18 protein-coding genes are annotated in these 15098 nt (G+C 70.1%); 12 read left to right on the top strand and 6 right to left on the bottom strand.

Annotated features, from left to right (window positions below; genetic code table 11):
- Positions 1–278 precede the first annotated feature (278 nt).
- The 6 genes from WU80_RS04365 (at position 279) to WU80_RS04340 (ending at position 4749) form a co-directional block, all read left to right on the top strand.
- On the top strand, positions 279–1577 hold the full coding sequence (locus tag WU80_RS04365) for an aromatic ring-hydroxylating dioxygenase subunit alpha (RefSeq protein WP_055403945.1): 1299 nt from the start codon (positions 279–281) through the stop codon (positions 1575–1577).
- Positions 1574–2101, top strand: a complete 528-nt coding sequence (locus WU80_RS04360; RefSeq protein WP_055403928.1) for a 3-phenylpropionate/cinnamic acid dioxygenase subunit beta — start codon at positions 1574–1576, stop codon at positions 2099–2101. The genes WU80_RS04365 and WU80_RS04360 overlap by 4 nt, the downstream gene beginning before the upstream one ends.
- Positions 2098–2340: a hypothetical protein gene (locus tag WU80_RS04355; RefSeq protein WP_055403927.1), complete on the top strand. Its 243-nt coding sequence runs from the start codon at positions 2098–2100 to the stop codon at positions 2338–2340. Before WU80_RS04360 ends, WU80_RS04355 begins: the two co-directional genes overlap by 4 nt.
- Complete coding sequence (hcaB, locus tag WU80_RS04350; protein WP_055403926.1) at positions 2324–3118, top strand: 3-(cis-5,6-dihydroxycyclohexa-1,3-dien-1-yl)propanoate dehydrogenase; 795 nt, start codon at positions 2324–2326, stop codon at positions 3116–3118. Before WU80_RS04355 ends, hcaB begins: the two co-directional genes overlap by 17 nt.
- The gene (locus tag WU80_RS04345) at positions 3115–3837 is read left to right on the top strand and encodes a class II aldolase/adducin family protein (RefSeq protein WP_055403925.1); all 723 of its coding nucleotides are present in this window, start codon (positions 3115–3117) and stop codon (positions 3835–3837) included. Before hcaB ends, WU80_RS04345 begins: the two co-directional genes overlap by 4 nt.
- A 180-nt stretch (positions 3838–4017) precedes the next feature.
- Positions 4018–4749, top strand: a complete 732-nt coding sequence (locus WU80_RS04340) for a polysaccharide deacetylase family protein (RefSeq protein WP_369808491.1) — start codon at positions 4018–4020, stop codon at positions 4747–4749.
- Here the strand turns inward: WU80_RS04340 and WU80_RS04335 are convergent.
- Together WU80_RS04335 and WU80_RS04330 are read right to left on the bottom strand one after the other, a co-directional pair.
- The gene (locus WU80_RS04335) at positions 4737–5543 is read right to left on the bottom strand and encodes an IclR family transcriptional regulator (RefSeq protein WP_055403924.1); all 807 of its coding nucleotides are present in this window, start codon (positions 5541–5543) and stop codon (positions 4737–4739) included. The two genes, WU80_RS04340 and WU80_RS04335, sit on opposite strands and share 13 nt — an antisense overlap.
- Before the next feature lie 30 nt (positions 5544–5573).
- Positions 5574–6644, bottom strand: coding sequence for a permease (locus WU80_RS04330; protein ID WP_055403923.1), 1071 nt, complete (start codon positions 6642–6644; stop codon positions 5574–5576).
- A gap of 103 nt (positions 6645–6747) precedes the next feature.
- On the opposite strand from WU80_RS04330, the gene WU80_RS04325 reads away from it, so the two are divergent.
- Both WU80_RS04325 and WU80_RS04320 read left to right on the top strand, forming a co-directional pair.
- Positions 6748–7557, top strand: a complete 810-nt coding sequence (locus WU80_RS04325) for an SGNH/GDSL hydrolase family protein (RefSeq protein ID WP_055403943.1) — start codon at positions 6748–6750, stop codon at positions 7555–7557.
- Between the two features lie 36 nt (positions 7558–7593).
- Positions 7594–8259 carry a DedA family protein gene (locus WU80_RS04320; RefSeq protein ID WP_055403922.1) on the top strand — a complete coding sequence of 222 codons (666 nt, stop codon included), beginning with the start codon at positions 7594–7596 and terminating at the stop codon, positions 8257–8259.
- A 3-nt stretch (positions 8260–8262) separates the two neighbouring features.
- Here WU80_RS04320 and WU80_RS04315 read toward each other — a convergent pair whose 3' ends face one another.
- Complete coding sequence (locus WU80_RS04315) at positions 8263–8883, bottom strand: TetR/AcrR family transcriptional regulator (protein WP_055403921.1); 621 nt, start codon at positions 8881–8883, stop codon at positions 8263–8265.
- A gap of 154 nt (positions 8884–9037) precedes the next feature.
- Here WU80_RS04315 and WU80_RS04310 point away from each other — a divergent pair, with 154 nt between their 5' ends.
- Positions 9038–9475, top strand: a complete 438-nt coding sequence (locus WU80_RS04310) for an anti-sigma factor antagonist (protein ID WP_055403920.1) — start codon at positions 9038–9040, stop codon at positions 9473–9475.
- Positions 9476–9513: 38 nt separating this feature from the next.
- Positions 9514–10602: a glutamate--cysteine ligase gene (locus WU80_RS04305; RefSeq protein ID WP_055403919.1), complete on the top strand. Its 1089-nt coding sequence runs from the start codon at positions 9514–9516 to the stop codon at positions 10600–10602.
- A 143-nt stretch (positions 10603–10745) separates the two neighbouring features.
- Here WU80_RS04305 and WU80_RS04300 read toward each other — a convergent pair whose 3' ends face one another.
- The 3 genes from WU80_RS04300 to WU80_RS04290 are packed head-to-tail and all read right to left on the bottom strand — an operon-like array spanning position 10746 to position 13327.
- On the bottom strand, positions 10746–11531 hold the full coding sequence (locus WU80_RS04300) for a sulfite exporter TauE/SafE family protein (RefSeq protein WP_055403918.1): 786 nt from the start codon (positions 11529–11531) through the stop codon (positions 10746–10748).
- A 57-nt stretch (positions 11532–11588) separates the two neighbouring features.
- Positions 11589–12521 carry a catalase family peroxidase gene (locus WU80_RS04295; protein ID WP_055403917.1) on the bottom strand — a complete coding sequence of 311 codons (933 nt, stop codon included), beginning with the start codon at positions 12519–12521 and terminating at the stop codon, positions 11589–11591.
- Positions 12522–12538: 17 nt separating this feature from the next.
- On the bottom strand, positions 12539–13327 hold the full coding sequence (locus WU80_RS04290; protein WP_055403916.1) for an SDR family NAD(P)-dependent oxidoreductase: 789 nt from the start codon (positions 13325–13327) through the stop codon (positions 12539–12541).
- Between the two features lie 240 nt (positions 13328–13567).
- Between WU80_RS04290 and WU80_RS04285 the strand changes: the two genes are divergently transcribed.
- Both WU80_RS04285 and WU80_RS04280 read left to right on the top strand, forming a co-directional pair.
- Positions 13568–14041, top strand: a complete 474-nt coding sequence (locus WU80_RS04285) for a hypothetical protein (protein ID WP_055403942.1) — start codon at positions 13568–13570, stop codon at positions 14039–14041.
- Between the two features lie 156 nt (positions 14042–14197).
- Positions 14198–15098: AMP-binding protein (locus WU80_RS04280; protein WP_156371778.1), on the top strand; the 901-nt coding region annotated here is incomplete at its 3' end.

Below are 15098 nucleotides of genomic sequence, written 5' to 3'. Positions count from 1 at the left end.
TGATTTACCGCACGCTCACATGAGCAGCGGAGCCGACGTGACCCACCGTAGCCCGGCGTTGCGGCCCAGTGATTGTCAGCAACCTGTGAGTTACCAGAAAGCATGCTGGTGAATGCCTGCCCGCCGGTCGAGCGCCGATTGACCGCGGCGGGTGCATGCGGGATTCTACTTAGCGGAATGCATCTCTGCTCAGCAGACAACCGGGAGTTACCGTGACGGTCGACAGCGGCGCCTGCGACGCCCTCGCCGACGGCGTTTTCAGCCACGTGCGCCACGGCATGATCCCGGCCCACATCTACAACGACCCCGAAGTCTTCGCGCTGGAGAAGCGGCGGCTGTTCGGCCGGTCGTGGATCTTCGTGGGGCACGAGTCGGAGATTCCGCAGGACGGCGACTATGTGGTGCGCCGGGTGCTCGACGACTCCTTCATCATCACCCGCGACTCGACCGGCGAGGTGCGCGCATTTTTCAATATGTGCCTGCACCGCGGCATGCAGGTGTGCCGCGCGGAGATGGGAAACGCATCCAACTTCCGCTGCCCCTATCACGGCTGGACCTACCGCAACGACGGCCGACTCACCGGCCTGCCGTTCCACCGGGAGGCCTACGGGGGCGAGGACGGGTTCGCCCGGAGCACCCAAACCCTGCTGCCCGCACCGAAATTCGCGAGCTACAACGGCCTACTGTTCATCAGCCTGGACGCCGGCGCCGAACCGCTGGAAGACTTCCTCGGCGACTTCGCGTTCTACCTGGACTTCTACACCAAGCAGAGCACCAGCGGCCTGGAAGTCCGCGGCCCGCAGCGCTGGCGGATCAACGCCAACTGGAAGATCGGCGCCGAGAACTTCGCCGGCGACATGTACCACACGCCGCACACCCACGCGTCGATCGTCGACATCGGCCTGTTCCGCGAGCCGAAAGCGCAGAAGCGCAAGGACGGCGCCACCTACTGGGCGCACCGCGGCGGCGGCACCACCTACAAGCTTCCGCCGGGCGGCTTCGACGAGCGGATGCGCTACGTCGGCTACCCCGACGACATGATCGCGAGGATCAAACAGGTGTGGACGCCGCAACAGCAGCGAATGGTCGGCGAGGACGGCTTCATGATCTCGGCCGCCACCTGCTTTCCGAACCTGAGTTTCGTGCACAACTGGCCCAAGGTCCGCGACGGCCACGACGATGAGACGTTGCCGTTCATCTCGATTCGGCTGTGGCAGCCGATCAGCGAAAACGAAACCGAGGTGTGCTCGTGGTTCGCGGTGGACTCGGCCGCTCCCCCGCAGTACAAGCGGGATTCGTACAAGGCGTATCTGATGTGCTTCGGGTCGACCGGCATGTTCGAGCAGGACGACGTGGAGAACTGGGTGTCGCTAACCACCACCGCCGGCGGTGCGATGGCCCGCCGGCTGCTGCTGAACAGCCGAATGGGCCTGTTGTCCGACGGCAGACCGGTCGTCGAACCGCTGACGGCCGAGTCGTTCCACGGGCCGGGACGCGCGCAGGTCGGCTACAACGAGCACAACCAGCGCGCGCTGCTGAACCTGTGGGCCGATTACCTTAAGGGGGCCGGCGCGTGAGGAAGGCGTTGCCATTCAACGATGTTCGGCACCTCCAGGCGCATCAGTTCCTGGTGGACGAGGCCTACCTGCTGGACGCCCAGCAGTACGAGGCGTGGCTCGAGACGATGACCGACGACGTCCGCTACGTGATGCCGGTGCGGGTCACGACCGCCCGCGGCGCGGGGTTCGACACCTCACCGCAGATGGCGCACTTCGACGAGGACAAGTATTCGCTGAGCCAGCGAGTCGCGCGGATGGGCACCGAGCACGCCTGGGCCGAGGACCCGCCGTCACGGCTGCGGCACTTCATCGCCAACGTGCGCACCTTCGAAAGCGACGACCCGGCACAGTTGTTCGTCGAATCGGCCGAACTGCTGTTCCGCAGCCGGGGCGACGTGAACGAAAGCGCGCTGCTGTCGTGCGGCCGCGAGGACGTGCTGCGCTGGTGCGACGGCCCCGAAAAGACGCTGAAGCTGGCCCGTCGCAATATCATCGCCGACGAGTCGGTGCTGCGGATGCAAAACTTGGCGGTGTTCCTATGAATGAATCCATCGTGGTGGCAAACGAATTCGCCGAAGTCGAGGTGCGGCGGGTGGACACCCGAAACGGGTCTCGCCTGCTGATCAGCGCACCCAAAACCGGGCGGTCGATCAGCCTCGACGCGCTGGAACTGGAGGCGCTGACATGGCAGAACGCTCGCACACTGACGACCATGGTCGGCAGGTGCGGGGCGCCGCTGCTGCCCGACGACGCCGAGGAGGGCGATGACCGGCTGGCTTGAGGGTAAGCGCGCACTGGTCGTCGGCGGTGGTTCGGGGATCGGCCGGGCGGTGGTGGACGCTTTCGGCGCCGAGGGCGCGAAAGTCGCCGTGCTGGAACGGGATAACGACAAATGCGAGGCCCTGCGCCGGCAGCTGCCCGGCGTCCCCGTCATCCAGGGCGACGCGATCACCCGCGACGCCAACGAACGCGCGGTCGACGCCGCGGTGGACGCCTTCGGCGGGGTGGACACGCTGGTCAACTGCGTCGGAATCTTCGACTTCTACAAGGGCATCGGCGACATCGAAGCCGACGCGCTTCCCGGCGCGTTCGACGAGATCTTTCGCACCAACGTGCTGAGCCACCTGCAGTCCGTCAAGGCCGCACTCCCCCGGCTGCGGGCAGGAACGGGGCCCTCGATCGTGCTGACGGAGTCCGCGTCGTCGTTCTATCCCGGACGCGGCGGCGCGCTGTACGTGTCGTCGAAGTTCGCGGTCCGCGGCCTGGTGGCGGCCCTGGCGCACGAGCTGGCGCCGCGGATCCGCGTCAACGGCGTGGCGCCGGGCGGCACGCTGGGCACCGACCTGCGCGGCCTGGCCAGCCTGGGGCTCGACGGCGTCCGCCTGGACGACAAGCCCGGCCGGGCGCAGGAGGTGGCCGCGCGCACGCCGCTGCACGTCGCCCTGTCCGGGGAGGACCACGCGTGGAGTTTCGTGTTCCTGGCCTCCGACCGTGCCCGCGGGATCACCGGCGAAAGCGTCCGTCCCGACGGCGGATTCGGGCTGGGCACCCCGCAATGACGTCGCTCGACGAGCAACGCGCGCTGGTGGCCCAGGCCTGCCGGGTCGCGGCCGCCCGCGGCCTGGTCGACGGCATCCTGGGCCACCTGAGCCTGCGGGTGGACGACGGGCACCTGCTCATCCGTTGCCGCAGCGACACCGACGCCGGGGTGGCGTTCACCCGGCCCGCCGACATCCGGCTCGTCACCTTCGACGGCGACGCCGGCGCCGACGGTGAACTCGACGGGTACCGCGTGCCCAACGAACTGCCCATCCACGTCGAGACCCTGCGGGCCGATCCGCGGCACCGGGCCGTAGCGCACCTGCACCCGCCGGCCGTGGTCGCCGCCGACCTGGCCGGCATCGCGATCCGGCCGATCTACGGCGCCTTCGATATTCCCGGTGCGTGGCTGGCGCGCGGCGGCGTGCCCGTCTACGAGCGCGCCGTGCTGATCCGCACGGCGGAGCTCGGCCGCGAGATGGTGGCCGCCATGCGCGGCCGGCCGGTGGTGATCTGCCGCGGGCACGGGATCACCAGCGCGGCCGCCACCGTGCAGCAGACGGTGCTGCAGGCGATCAGCCTCGACGCGCTGGCCCGAATGTCGTTGCGGGTGCGGGCCGCCGGCGGGACCCTGCGCGACATCGACGACGCCGACTGGGACGACCTGCCCGACCTGGGGCCGGCGTTCACCGCGGAGGCCGCCTGGCGTCACGAAGTGGCGCGGTTGCCGGCCGGCTGAGCGGGCGTCACAGCTTCATATCGACTCCGCGAACACCCCGCTGATGTGCCGGGTTTCGCGACGGCGACACCCCTACCCTGGCAGCTGCCCGAATGTCGTTTTGCCAGGAGTGCTCGCGTGACCGAACTGGACCGGCGCCGGCTCCTGGTCGCGGTGGCCGCGACGCTGGCCGTCAGCGGAATCCCGTTGCGGCCCAACGGGGCGACGGCGCTCGCGGACGCGCCCCGGCCGCTGGCGCCGCCGCCGGACCCGCGCTCACGTGTCGCGCTGCCCGGTGGCGGTGTGCTGAACAAACTTCCGGGTAATGGCGATCTCTTGGCGTGGACGGTCGACGACGGCGCCAACACCGAAGTGGTGCGGCTCTACACACAATTCGCCAAGGACACCGGTGTGCGCCTGACCTACTTCGTCACCGGCTGCTACCGCTCCTGGACGGACAACGCCGGCCTGCTTCGACCGCTGGTCGACTCTGGGCAGATCCAGCTGGGCAACCACACCTGGACCCATGCCGACCTGACCAGACTGTCCAAGGGCCAGATCGCCGAGGAGCTGACGCGCACGGATGCGTTCCTGCGCAACACGTACGGCGTCGACGCGGTCCCCTACTTTCGGCCCCCGTACGGCCATCACAATGCCGCGGTCGCCGCGGTGGCCGCGGACCTGGGCTACCAGATGACCACGTTGTGGTCCGGCGACTTACGGGACTCCGCACCGGTTTCCGAGGACCAGATCGTCAGGATGGCCTACCAGTCGTTCGTGGCACAGAACATCGTGATCGGCCATCTCAACCACGCGTCGGTCACCCGCGTCTACGGCCAGCTCGTGGACATCATCCGGTCACGCGGGCTGCGCACCGTGACGCTCAACGACGTCTTCCTGCGGCCCGCGCTCCGGACGCCTCACCCGAGCTGATCGCCAATCTCCTTGGCCGCCTTGACAAGTGCGGCGGCCACGGCGGCATGCCGGGAAGCGTCCAGCCGGTTTTGCGGTGCGGCGGCGTTGAGCGCGAGCCGCAGGCCGGGGGCCCGCGTCGGGATGGGCACCGCGATCGATGCGACGCCCTCCTCGCTTTCCTCGCGGTTGATCGCGTACCCGCGTTCGCGGGTCGCGGCAAGCTCGGCCTCCAGCTCGGTGCGGCTGCCGATCGAGGATGCCGTGATGCGGTCCAACCGCTCGTGCGGCAGCAGCTGACGCAGCTCGGGCTCGGTCAGCTGCGCCAGCATGACCTTGCCGGTCGAGGTGCAGTGCGCGGGCATGCTGCGGCCCAGCCGGGAGGCCACCCGGACCGCGGCGGGGCCTTCGACCGCCGCGACGAAGCGGACGCTGGCGCCGTCCAGCATCCCGACGTGAATCGTTTCGCGCAGTTGCTCGGCGAGGCCGCGCATGATCGGCGTGGCCGACCGCTGGATGTCGATGCGACCGAAGATCGCGACGGCCACACCGGTCAGCGACGGGCCGGGCAGGTAGGCCTTCGACACCGGGTCCTGGCGGACGAACCCCCGGTAGGCCAGCATCGCCAGCAAGCGGTGCGCGGTGGACGACGCCACGCCCAGGTAGCGGGTGGCCTCGCTCAACCGGATCTGGGGTTGTTCGCCCAACAACAGCAGCAGCTTGAGCGCGTTGTCGACCGACTCGATCGGATACTGCGGCGCAAGCGAATCGGCGGCCGGCGCTTCGGCGTCCGCCGCGGCCCGCTTTTTCGCCATGACAGTGAAGCTACCCGCGCGGGTGGTGGCTCACAGCAAACTGAGCACGGCCGCGCCGGCCAGTCCCGCCGCGATCACCCCGCCGGTCGCGGTCGCGACGGCCTTCCAGCCGAACGTGCGGGCGACCATCGCGGCGCCCGGAACGCTCACCGCCGGCAACGTGATCAGCAGCGCGCCGATCGTCCCGGACGACGCGCCTAGCAGGGACAGCCCCAGCAGGATCGGGATCTCCCCGGCCGTCGGGATGACCATCAGCGTGCCGGCGATCGCGACGACCGCCACGATCAGCAGGCCAGCCAGCACGCCCCGGTGCGCGGGTTGCCCCAGCGTCAGCAGGACACCGCGGAAAGCCCCGAGCAGGAGCACCAGGACCGCGTACTCGGGCAGCAGGAACACGCCCAACCACAGCAGCGCCCGCACGAACCCGCGCGGCCGTGCGGTGGCCTCGCCGTCGCGGGCAAGCGGCTCCGGCTCGCCCCCGGGGGCACGGGAGATCACGCCCACCACGGCCGCGATGCCGAGCACCGCCGCGAGCCCGACGATCAGCCTGGTCAGGCTCCACTGCCAGGGGGCGACGAAGAGCAGGAAGACGAGCACCGCCGGGTTGAGCAATGGATTCCCCAACCAATACGCGATGGCCGCCGCGGGGGTGATGCCGTTGCGCCGCAAGGTGACGGCGACCGGGGCAGCGCAGCAGGTGCACATCATCGAGGGCATGCCGGCGGCCCCACCGGCCACCGCGCTGAAGAGCGGCCGGCGGCGGTTCAACGCGCGCGGCAGCCACGACGGCGGGAGCAGCGCCTGCACCGAGGCGCTGATCAGGAGCGCCGCGACCAGCGCCGGCCAGATCGACCACAGGTAGGCGTGGAAGAAGGTCGCCGCCGCGTGCCAGGACGGGCCGTCGCCCGCGCGCACGCCGCCGACGGTCAGAATGCTCGACGCGGACCAGTGGTGGGTTCGATGCGCCGCGGTGGCCTTCGCCGCGTAGGGCAGCCACTTCGCCCACAGCAGCCCCACCACGAACACCGTGACGGCGACGAAAACACCGGCCGCCACCGTTCCCCGGCGCCCGAACCGAATTGCATTGCCCTTCAACGGCATAGCCACGTTCATCGAGGCTAGTCCACGCGCCGTAGGGCCGGGCAGGCGCGTGGCGGGGCACGCCTCCCGCCCCGGCATCGCGATCGCTATTATTCTCGGCTTCGTGCGCGGGGCTTTTCCCTCCGGATATCGCCGTTACGTCGCCATCGGGGACAGCCAGACCGAGGGCTTGTGGGACGGCGACGACGTCGTCGGCCTCCTCGGATTCGCCGACCGGCTCGCCGCCATGATCGATTCGCTGCATCCGGGCCTGCACTACGCCAACCTCGCGATCCGCGGCAAACGCATCGCCGACGTCCTGCACGAGCAGGTGCCGCGGGCGCTGGCGATGGAACCCGACCTGATCACCGTGTGCGTCGGCATGAACGACGTCATCCAGCCGGGCCGGTCGTTCGGGCCCGCCCTGGTCGACCTCGAGCACGTCTACGCGGCGCTGGCCGGATCGGGCGCGACGGTGGTGACGACCACCTTCCCGAACGTCGCGCAGTTCCTCCCGCTCGGGCGGCTGGTGTCCGGGCGCCTGGCCCGCATCAACGCGGCGATCGCCGCGGCCGCCGAGCGCTACGGGTTCGGGCTCGTCGATCTGTACAACGCGCCGTCGATGCGCGAGCTGGACACCTGGGCCATCGACCGCGTGCACGCGTCGGCCAAAGGGCACATGCTGTTCGCCGCCGCGGCCGCCGAGGCGCTGAATCTGCCTGGCAGCAACCATGATTGGGCCCACGCGACGCCCGACGCCCAGCGGCGCTCGCGCGCCAGCGGCGCGTACGAGCAGCTGCGCTGGACGCAGGACAGCTTCTTCCCGTGGATCTGGCGACGGCTGCGCGGCATGTCGTCGGCCGACGGGCGCGAACCCAAACGCCCACAGTTGGAGAGCCTCGGCACGCCCAGCCGCGTCAACCGCAGGGTTTAGGGCGCGCACCGCCCGACGGTCAGGCATCCTGGACCCATGAATGTCGAGGCGTTGCTGCACGCGATCCCGCCGCTCGCGGTCTACCTGGTGGTCGGCGGCGTGGTCGGGCTGGAGAGCCTGGGCATTCCCCTTCCCGGCGAGATCATCCTGGTCAGCGCGGCGCTGATGTCCTCACACGACGACCTGCCGGTCAATCCCGTCGGCGTCGGCGCCGCCGCGGTGATCGGCGCGGTGGTGGGCGACTCGATCGGTTACACGATCGGGCGCCGGTTCGGCATGCCGCTGTTCGACCGGCTCGGCCGCCGGTTCCCCAAACATTTCGGTCCCGGACACGTCGCGTTGGCCGAGAAGTTGTTCAACCGCTGGGGAGTTCGGGCGGTGTTCTTCGGCCGCTTCATCGCGCTGCTGCGCATCTTCGCCGGCCCGCTGGCCGGAGCCCTGAAGATGCACTACCCCCGGTTCCTGGCGGCCAACGTCTCGGGCGCCATCTGCTGGGCCGGCGGCACCACCGCGCTGGTCTATTTCGCCGGGATGGCCGCGGAGCGCTGGCTGGAGCGGTTTTCCTGGATCGCGCTCGTCATCGCCGTCGTCTGCGGGCTGATCGCCGCGGTGTTGCTGCGGGAGCGCACCTCGCGCGCGATCGCCGAACTCGAGGCCGAGCACTACCGCAAGGCCGAGAGCACCGCGGCCGACGCCGCCTGACCCCTAGCTGGCCGCCTCGCCGATGTCCTCCGGGGCGACCGGCCGGTGTTCCTCGATGAGGCCGGCCGCCATCTTGCGGGCGCGCAACGCCGCATCCGCGTCGCCGACGGCGGCCAGGATGATGGCGCCCTTCATCAGGATGTGCCAGGACGAGGCGAAGTCCTCGACGTCGGTCAATCCCGCCGCGACGGCGCGGTGACGCACGATGTCGCGGACGTGATCGATGTGGACGATGCAGGCCTGCCCCGCCGGTGAATCGTGCCCGAGCTCGAGCAGCACGTTGATGAACGAGCAGCCTTCGTAGCCGTCGCGGAGCTGAATCCACTCGTGCATCACATCGAAGATGGCCAGCAACTGCTCCTCGGGCGTCTCCCCGCGCTGCCGTGACTGTTCCTCGATCAGGCCGTGCGTCCACAGCTCCTCGCGCCGCTGCAGCACGGCCAGCACCAGGTCGTTCTTGGTGGCGAAATGCCGGTACAGCGTGGCCCGGGCGACACCGGCTCGCTCGATGACCTCTTCGGTGCCGACGGCCCGGATCCCACGCCTGCTGAACAGGTCATATGCCGCGGCCAAGATACGTTCACGAGCGGAGGCGGGGGGCGTTGCGACATCGGGAGTTGTCATAACAACCCACAACATACTCTTAGGTCAGTTATGTAGACAGACAGACCTGTCTTGTTATAGAAATGAGATTCGCATTCCGCGAAGAGTCTGTCTTCAGAGGGCAGGACGGGCATCCATCGCAGCGTCGTAGACGCCGGTCGATTAGGAGTCCACGATGAGCTCGGCCATTGCAGAACTTATGACAACCACGCACCTGATGCTGAGCACGAAGCTGGTCTACGAGCTGGGCGATCCGAACAGCACGCTGCGCGCGACGGCCGATCGCACCGGCCCGGCCGTGCTGATCTACGCGGGCGGCGAGGTCGACGCCTGCAACGAGCACACCTGGCGCCAACTGGTCAGCGAGGTCGCGGGCATCGTCATCGCGCCCGGTCCCCTGGTCGTCGACGTGACGGGCCTGGATTTCATGGGTTGCTGCGCGTTCGCCGTGCTGGCGGACGAGGCGCGCCGGTGCAAGGACCGTGGCGTCGAACTGCGCCTGGTGAGCCGCGAGCCGGTCGTCACCCGCCTCGTCGACGCGTGCGGCCTGTCGGGCCTGCTGCCCATTTACCCGACCGCCGACTCCGCGCTGGCGTCCGCGGCCCGTTGGTGACGGGTCAGCACCGTCACTGATCGGGCCTCCCCGTCGGGATGAGCGGCCCCCCCACCTTCGGCGCGGAGGAGGAATTCCTCCTCGTCGACCCGCGAACCGGCGAACCAGCGCCGCGCAATGACGACGTGGCCGCCGAGGCCAAGCGCCTTGGAGTCGAGCTGCAGCTGGAACTGAGCAGCTGCCAGGTTGAAACCACCTCCAGCGTGGTGGCGGCCAGCTCGGAACTCGGCAAGGAACTGGCCCGGCTGCGGCGCACCGCGGCGCAGGCCGCCGAGGCGGTCGGCCTGCAGCTGCTGGCGGCCGGCCTCCCGCCCGCCACACCGCACGAGTTTCCCGTCACCGACACGCCCCGCTACCGGCGCATCGGCGCCGAGTACGGGATGGTCGCGCACGAGCAGGGCATCTGCGGATGCCATGTGCACGTGCAGGTTCCGGACCGGGCGGCCGCCATCCGGGTCAGCAATTGGCTGCGCCCCTGGCTGCCGTCTTTGCTTGCGCTATCGGCGAATTCGGCGGTGTACCGCAGCGCCGACAGCGGCTACGCCAGCTGGCGCAGCGTCCTGTGGCGACGCTGGCCGGTGGCCGGCCCCCCGCCCTTCTTTCCCTCACCCGACGATTACGACCGCACGGTGCGGATGCTGATCGACAGCGACGTGATCCTGGACGAGAAGATGGTCTATTGGGACGTGCGGCCGTCGGAGAACTTCCCGACCATCGAGGTGCGGGTGGCCGACGTGCCGGCCACCGTCGCGGAGACGGTGCTGCTCGCCACGCTGGTCAGGGCGGCGGTGATGACCGCGCTCGACGCGCCCGAGGACGAGCCCGGGCGGCTCGCGCCGGCGGCCCTGCGCGCGGCGTACTGGAAGGCCGCCCACGACGGGCTCGCCGGACGCACGCTCGACCTGATCCACGGCCGCGGAGCGGTGCCCGCGACCGACCAGTTGGACGCGCTGGTGCAACGCGTGCGCCCGGCGTTGGCGTCGCTCGGCGAATACGACCGCGTCGCAAGCGAACTCGACCGCGTCGCCACCCAGGGCAACGGGGCCATGCGCCAGCTGCGGGCCTGGCGCCGGCGGGGTGAGGTGGCCGACGTCGTCAGCGAGGCGGCCGCCGCCACGCTGAGCTGAGGTCCGTTGCCGCGCTTGCGGTCACTTGCGCGTGCGCCCAGGGCGGCGACACGCCGAGCGGCCCCGCCATGGACGCACACTCAAAGCCGTAAACGCACACTCGATGCAGGCAGCCCTGCGCCAACCCGTTTGCCGCGCCTCCGTCACGCCACCAGGAGGAGGCGGTACAGCCCGATCAGCCCCACCACCACGATCGCGGCGCGCAGCGCGTTGCCCGACAACCGGCGCCCGTAGCGCGCCCCGATCAGCCCCCCTACCAGCGAGCCCGCCGCGATCAGCCCGGCTGCCGGCCAGCTGATCCGGTCAAACGCCACCAACGTATAGGCAACGGCGGCAACCACATTCACCACCAGGGTCAGCAGGTTCTTCGCCGCGTTCATCCGCTGCACCGACTCGGGCAGCAACGCCCCCATCAGGCCGACCAGCAGAATGCCTTGGGCGGCAGTGAAATACCCGCCGTAGACGCCAACCCCGAAGGTGCCCAGCACCAGGACGGCCATGCGGGCCGGGGTGATGTGCTCCGGTGAACGGCCCGCCGCCTCGGTGCGCCGGCTCGTCCACGCCTGGATCCGCGGGCCGATCACCACCAGCACCAGCGCCAGGACCAACAGCACCGGCACCACCTCGGCGAAGACCTTCTCCGGCAGGTGCAGCAGCAGGAAGGCACCCAGCACCCCGCCGGCCAGCGACGCGGGCAGCTGCCAGCGCAGCCGATCCCATTGGCCGCGCAGCTCCGCGCGATACCCCCAGGTGCCGGAGACGCTGCCGGCGATCAGCCCCGTCGCGTTCGACATGGTGGCCGTGACCGGCGGGAAGCCGAGGGCGACCAGCGTCGGGAACGTGATCAGGGTGCCGGACCCGACCAGGGCGTTGATGGCGCCGGCGCCGAGCCCGGCCAAGCAAATCAGGAAAATGTGGGAAGGCGACACTGAGGGAAAACCCTAGCCTGCCGCCGGTTTCGGCGGGCGGCGGGTTCGGCTTGCGCCTCAGACGGCGGGGGCTTCGTCCCCGCGATCGACGCCGGTGCGCAGCTTCACCGACGCCGAATACGCGAGCGTCCGGAAGCGCAGCACCGGATCATCGGAGGGCTCGATGCCGTCGGTCACCCGCATCGGGTCGAACACGACGATGTCGCCGCCGTGCTCGCGCTCGGTTTCCAAGCCGGTGATCTCGACGGTGCCGACGGTCGCGATCTGGGTGCTCTGCCAGGGCGCGGACGGGTCGACGGTCGAGTCGGTGGGCCCGGCGATCTGCACGCGATATTCGAACCGCACCGGCCCGCTGCCCAGGCGCGCGTTCAGCTCGTCGGTGAGGAAGTCGGACCCCTCGCCGTGGGCCGCCGACGGCGACAGGAACTTCTCCGCCGCGGCCGGAACCAGGTGATAGCGAACGAATCTCGCGCTGCCGTCGGCCGCGACCCAGCGGAAGGCGTGCAGGCCGTGGTATTCGATGGTGGCGTAGCTCGCCGGGATCTTGTTGGCATCGCGCACCACCGGCAGCGCGCCGAGCAGCCGGGGGTGGGTGAGGAAGTACTTGGCCATGCGCAGCGGCGTGGTCAGCCCGGGCCGCATCGCCTTGAGCAGGTCGACGAAGCCATCGGGTGTGCTCGACACGAACAGGCGGGCGGTCTGCGTCGACACGTCGGTGGTGGAGCGGTCGGGCAGGGTGAACTTGACCGCCATCCCGCGGATGCCCGGCGCGTTGTCGCGCTGCTTGGGATTTCCGGCGCCGTTGGAGAAGCGGATCAGCGCCGGGACGGTCGAGCCGTCGAGATGCTTTGCGCGCGAGAGCATTAGCGCATCGGGGGTGGCGGTGAAGGTGCCGCGGTACAGCGTGCCTTTGGCGTGCAGCGCGCGGCAGCCCGGCTGCGCCCCGCCGGTGCCTCGAATCGCCTCGATCGCGTCATCGGGAGTGACCATGCGCGAATCTTAAGGCGCTAGGCGGGAAAGCCGAAGAGTTTGACGACACCGTGATCGCGGCCGGCGGTGTAGCCGCCGTCCACGGCGATGGCCTGGCCGCTGACGAACGAGGCGTCGGGCGACAGCAGGAAGGCCGCCATGGCCGCGACCTCCTCGGGCTGGCCCAGCCGTTGCAGGGCGTGCTCTTGCGTGATCGATTGCAGCGGGCCCTCCATGCCCGGGAGGCCGAACACGCCTTGGGCCATCGGGGTTTCGATGAAGCCGGGACAGATGGCGTTGGCGCGGATTCCGCTGGGCCCGTAGTCGAGCGCGATGTTCTTGGTGAGCAATACGACGCCCCCCTTGGCCGCGTTGTACGAGCTGCCGCCCGCCGTGCCTTCCAGCCCCTCGACGCTGGCGACGGTCACCAGCGAACCCCGCTCGCCGTCGACGCGGGGTTGCTCGATCATCCGGGCCAGCGCGGCTTTGGCGACCAGGAAGGTGCCGGTGAGGTTGATCCCGATCACCCGGTCCCATTCGGCCCGGTCGAGCAGGTGGACCGGGCCGCCCCCGGCCACCCCGGCGGCGTGCAGGACGCCGTCGAGGCGATCCGGGACGGCGGCCAGCACGGCGGCGACCGCGGCCTCGTCGGCGACGTCGGCGGGGACGAACTCGAACCGGGGCCCGAGGTCGGGCGGCTCGGCCAGGTCGGCGCCGATCACGGCGCCCCCCTCGGCCAGCAGGCGCCGCGCGGTGGCCAGGCCGATTCCGGAGGCGGCGCCCGTGACGACGAAGGTGCGTGAGCGGGCTCGGTCAGGATTCGCCACGGCTGGTCCCCTCTTTTCGACGATCGTGTTGCCGCAGAAATGCTGACACACCCCGTCGATAAGGGAGAGCTATCAGCAAATAGCGGGGCGGTCTTGGACATCGCGTGCCGGCGGCGCGATCGTAGGACCATGTTCAATTTGCCCGTGCCCGCGCCGTTGCGCTCCCGGCTGTTCGCCTTCGCCGCCGTCGCCGTGACGGCCGTAGTGGTCCTGACGGCCACCGCCAATGGGGCCCCGCCGGTGCGGCTCGCCTCGGCCGAGGCGATCGACATCGCCCAGGGCGTCTCCATCGTCCCCGCACCCGGCTGGACGCTCGGGCACCGCGGCCCGAACTGGGTGGCGCTCAGCAACGCCGACGCCAGCGCTCAGCTGCGGGTCACGGTCAAGCCCGCCGGCGGGACCGATGCCCTCGCCCTGCTGCAGGCGGACAAGGACCAGCTGGCCGGGGACGCGTCGGCCATCTTGCGCAACGTGCAGGTCGTGGGCGAGCCGCACACCAAGGCGGAGGCGGGACGGCACTTCCAGCAGGAGGCCTCCGTCGACTACACCGCCGACGTGCTGGCCCCCGAGGGCGCGATTCCCGTGATCGGCAGCTTCACCGAATTGCTGAACCCCTCGACCGGGCAGTCGGCGTTCATCGACTACCGCCAGGACAACAGTGCGACCCCGCAGGCGGTCAGCGACGGCGGCACGATGATCGGGTCCATGTTCTGATTCCGCTTCGCGGGTGTGCCTCCCGGGCTTGCGCGTGCGTCCACGGCTTTGCGCGTGCGTCCACGGCGGGAAAACCGCGCAATTTCGGCCCTCAGCGCACAGTCAAAGCCCTCAGTGCACACTCGACGGGAGGAAGTTCACTACGCGGAGGGGTTCATGCCAGCAGGCGACCACACGACCGAAACGCTCGCCGGGTTCGTCGAGCGGCACGCGCGGCAACGGCCCGAGGCCATCGCGATCCGCTACGGGGAGCGGCAGTGGTCCTGGGCTGACTGGGCGGCGCGGATCCGTCGCGCGGCCGGCGCGCTGCGCGCCGCCGGGGTGCAGCGCGGACAGTGCGTGGCGTTCCTGGACAAGAACCACCCCGCCTGCCTCGAGGTGCTGTTCGCCGCCGCATCGATCGGGGCGGTGACCACCGTCGTCAACTGGCGCGTGATGGGCGACGAACTCGTGCACGTGCTCCACGACAGCGGGGCGCGGCTGCTCTTCGCCGGCGCCGAGCTGCGGCCCGCGGCCGAGGCGGCCGCCGAACGCGTGCCGGGCCTGGAGCGCATCGTCGCGGTGGGCGACGAATACGAGTCCCTGCTGGCCGCGGCCGAGCCCACCGAGGGCGACGCCGCCGTCGACCTGAGCGAGACCGCGCTGGTGATCTACAGCTCGGGCACCACCGGGCGGCCCAAGGGCGTGCTGCTGAGCCAGCGCGCGCTGGTCAATCACGCGGCGAACCTCGCGCCGGCGTTCCCGTTCGGCGACGGGGAAGCGAACCTGGTGGCGATGCCGTTGTTCCACGTCGGCGGAATCGGCTACGCGCTCTTCGGGATTCGGGCCGGGGTGCCGACGATCATGACCCGCGAACCCGACGCCGCCGCCCTGGTGGGCGCGGTGCGGGCCGGCGCGACGCACGCGTTCTTCGTCCCGCCGGTGATCGCCCGGTTCCTCGAGGCCGGCGAGGCCGCCCACGCCACGATCGCGGGCCTGCGCTACATCGTGTACGGAGCCGCTCCCATGCCGTTGCCGCTGCTGCACCGGGCGCTGGACACCCTGTCTCTTATACACA

Origin of the sequence: Mycobacterium sp. UM_11, assembly GCF_001414075.1 — a bacterium.
Classification (GTDB): Bacteria; Actinomycetota; Actinomycetes; order Mycobacteriales; family Mycobacteriaceae; genus Mycobacterium.
The sequence above is the reverse complement of the archived record's forward strand: the minus strand, read 5'-3'. Positions and strand labels throughout refer to the sequence as shown.

Coding starts and splice junctions, on each gene's coding strand:
- WU80_RS04365 (WP_055403945.1), top strand. CDS start 279: ATGATCCCGGCCCACATCTACAACGACCCCGAAGTCTTCGCGCTGGAG.
- WU80_RS04355 (WP_055403927.1), top strand. CDS start 2,098: ATGAATGAATCCATCGTGGTGGCAAACGAATTCGCCGAAGTCGAGGTG.
- hcaB (WP_055403926.1), top strand. CDS start 2,324: ATGACCGGCTGGCTTGAGGGTAAGCGCGCACTGGTCGTCGGCGGTGGT.
- WU80_RS04345 (WP_055403925.1), top strand. CDS start 3,115: ATGACGTCGCTCGACGAGCAACGCGCGCTGGTGGCCCAGGCCTGCCGG.
- WU80_RS04335 (WP_055403924.1), bottom strand. CDS start 5,543: ATGGCGAAAAAGCGGGCCGCGGCGGACGCCGAAGCGCCGGCCGCCGAT.
- WU80_RS04330 (WP_055403923.1), bottom strand. CDS start 6,644: ATGCCGTTGAAGGGCAATGCAATTCGGTTCGGGCGCCGGGGAACGGTG.
- WU80_RS04320 (WP_055403922.1), top strand. CDS start 7,594: ATGAATGTCGAGGCGTTGCTGCACGCGATCCCGCCGCTCGCGGTCTAC.
- WU80_RS04315 (WP_055403921.1), bottom strand. CDS start 8,883: ATGACAACTCCCGATGTCGCAACGCCCCCCGCCTCCGCTCGTGAACGT.
- WU80_RS04310 (WP_055403920.1), top strand. CDS start 9,038: ATGAGCTCGGCCATTGCAGAACTTATGACAACCACGCACCTGATGCTG.
- WU80_RS04305 (WP_055403919.1), top strand. CDS start 9,514: ATGAGCGGCCCCCCCACCTTCGGCGCGGAGGAGGAATTCCTCCTCGTC.
- WU80_RS04295 (WP_055403917.1), bottom strand. CDS start 12,521: ATGGTCACTCCCGATGACGCGATCGAGGCGATTCGAGGCACCGGCGGG.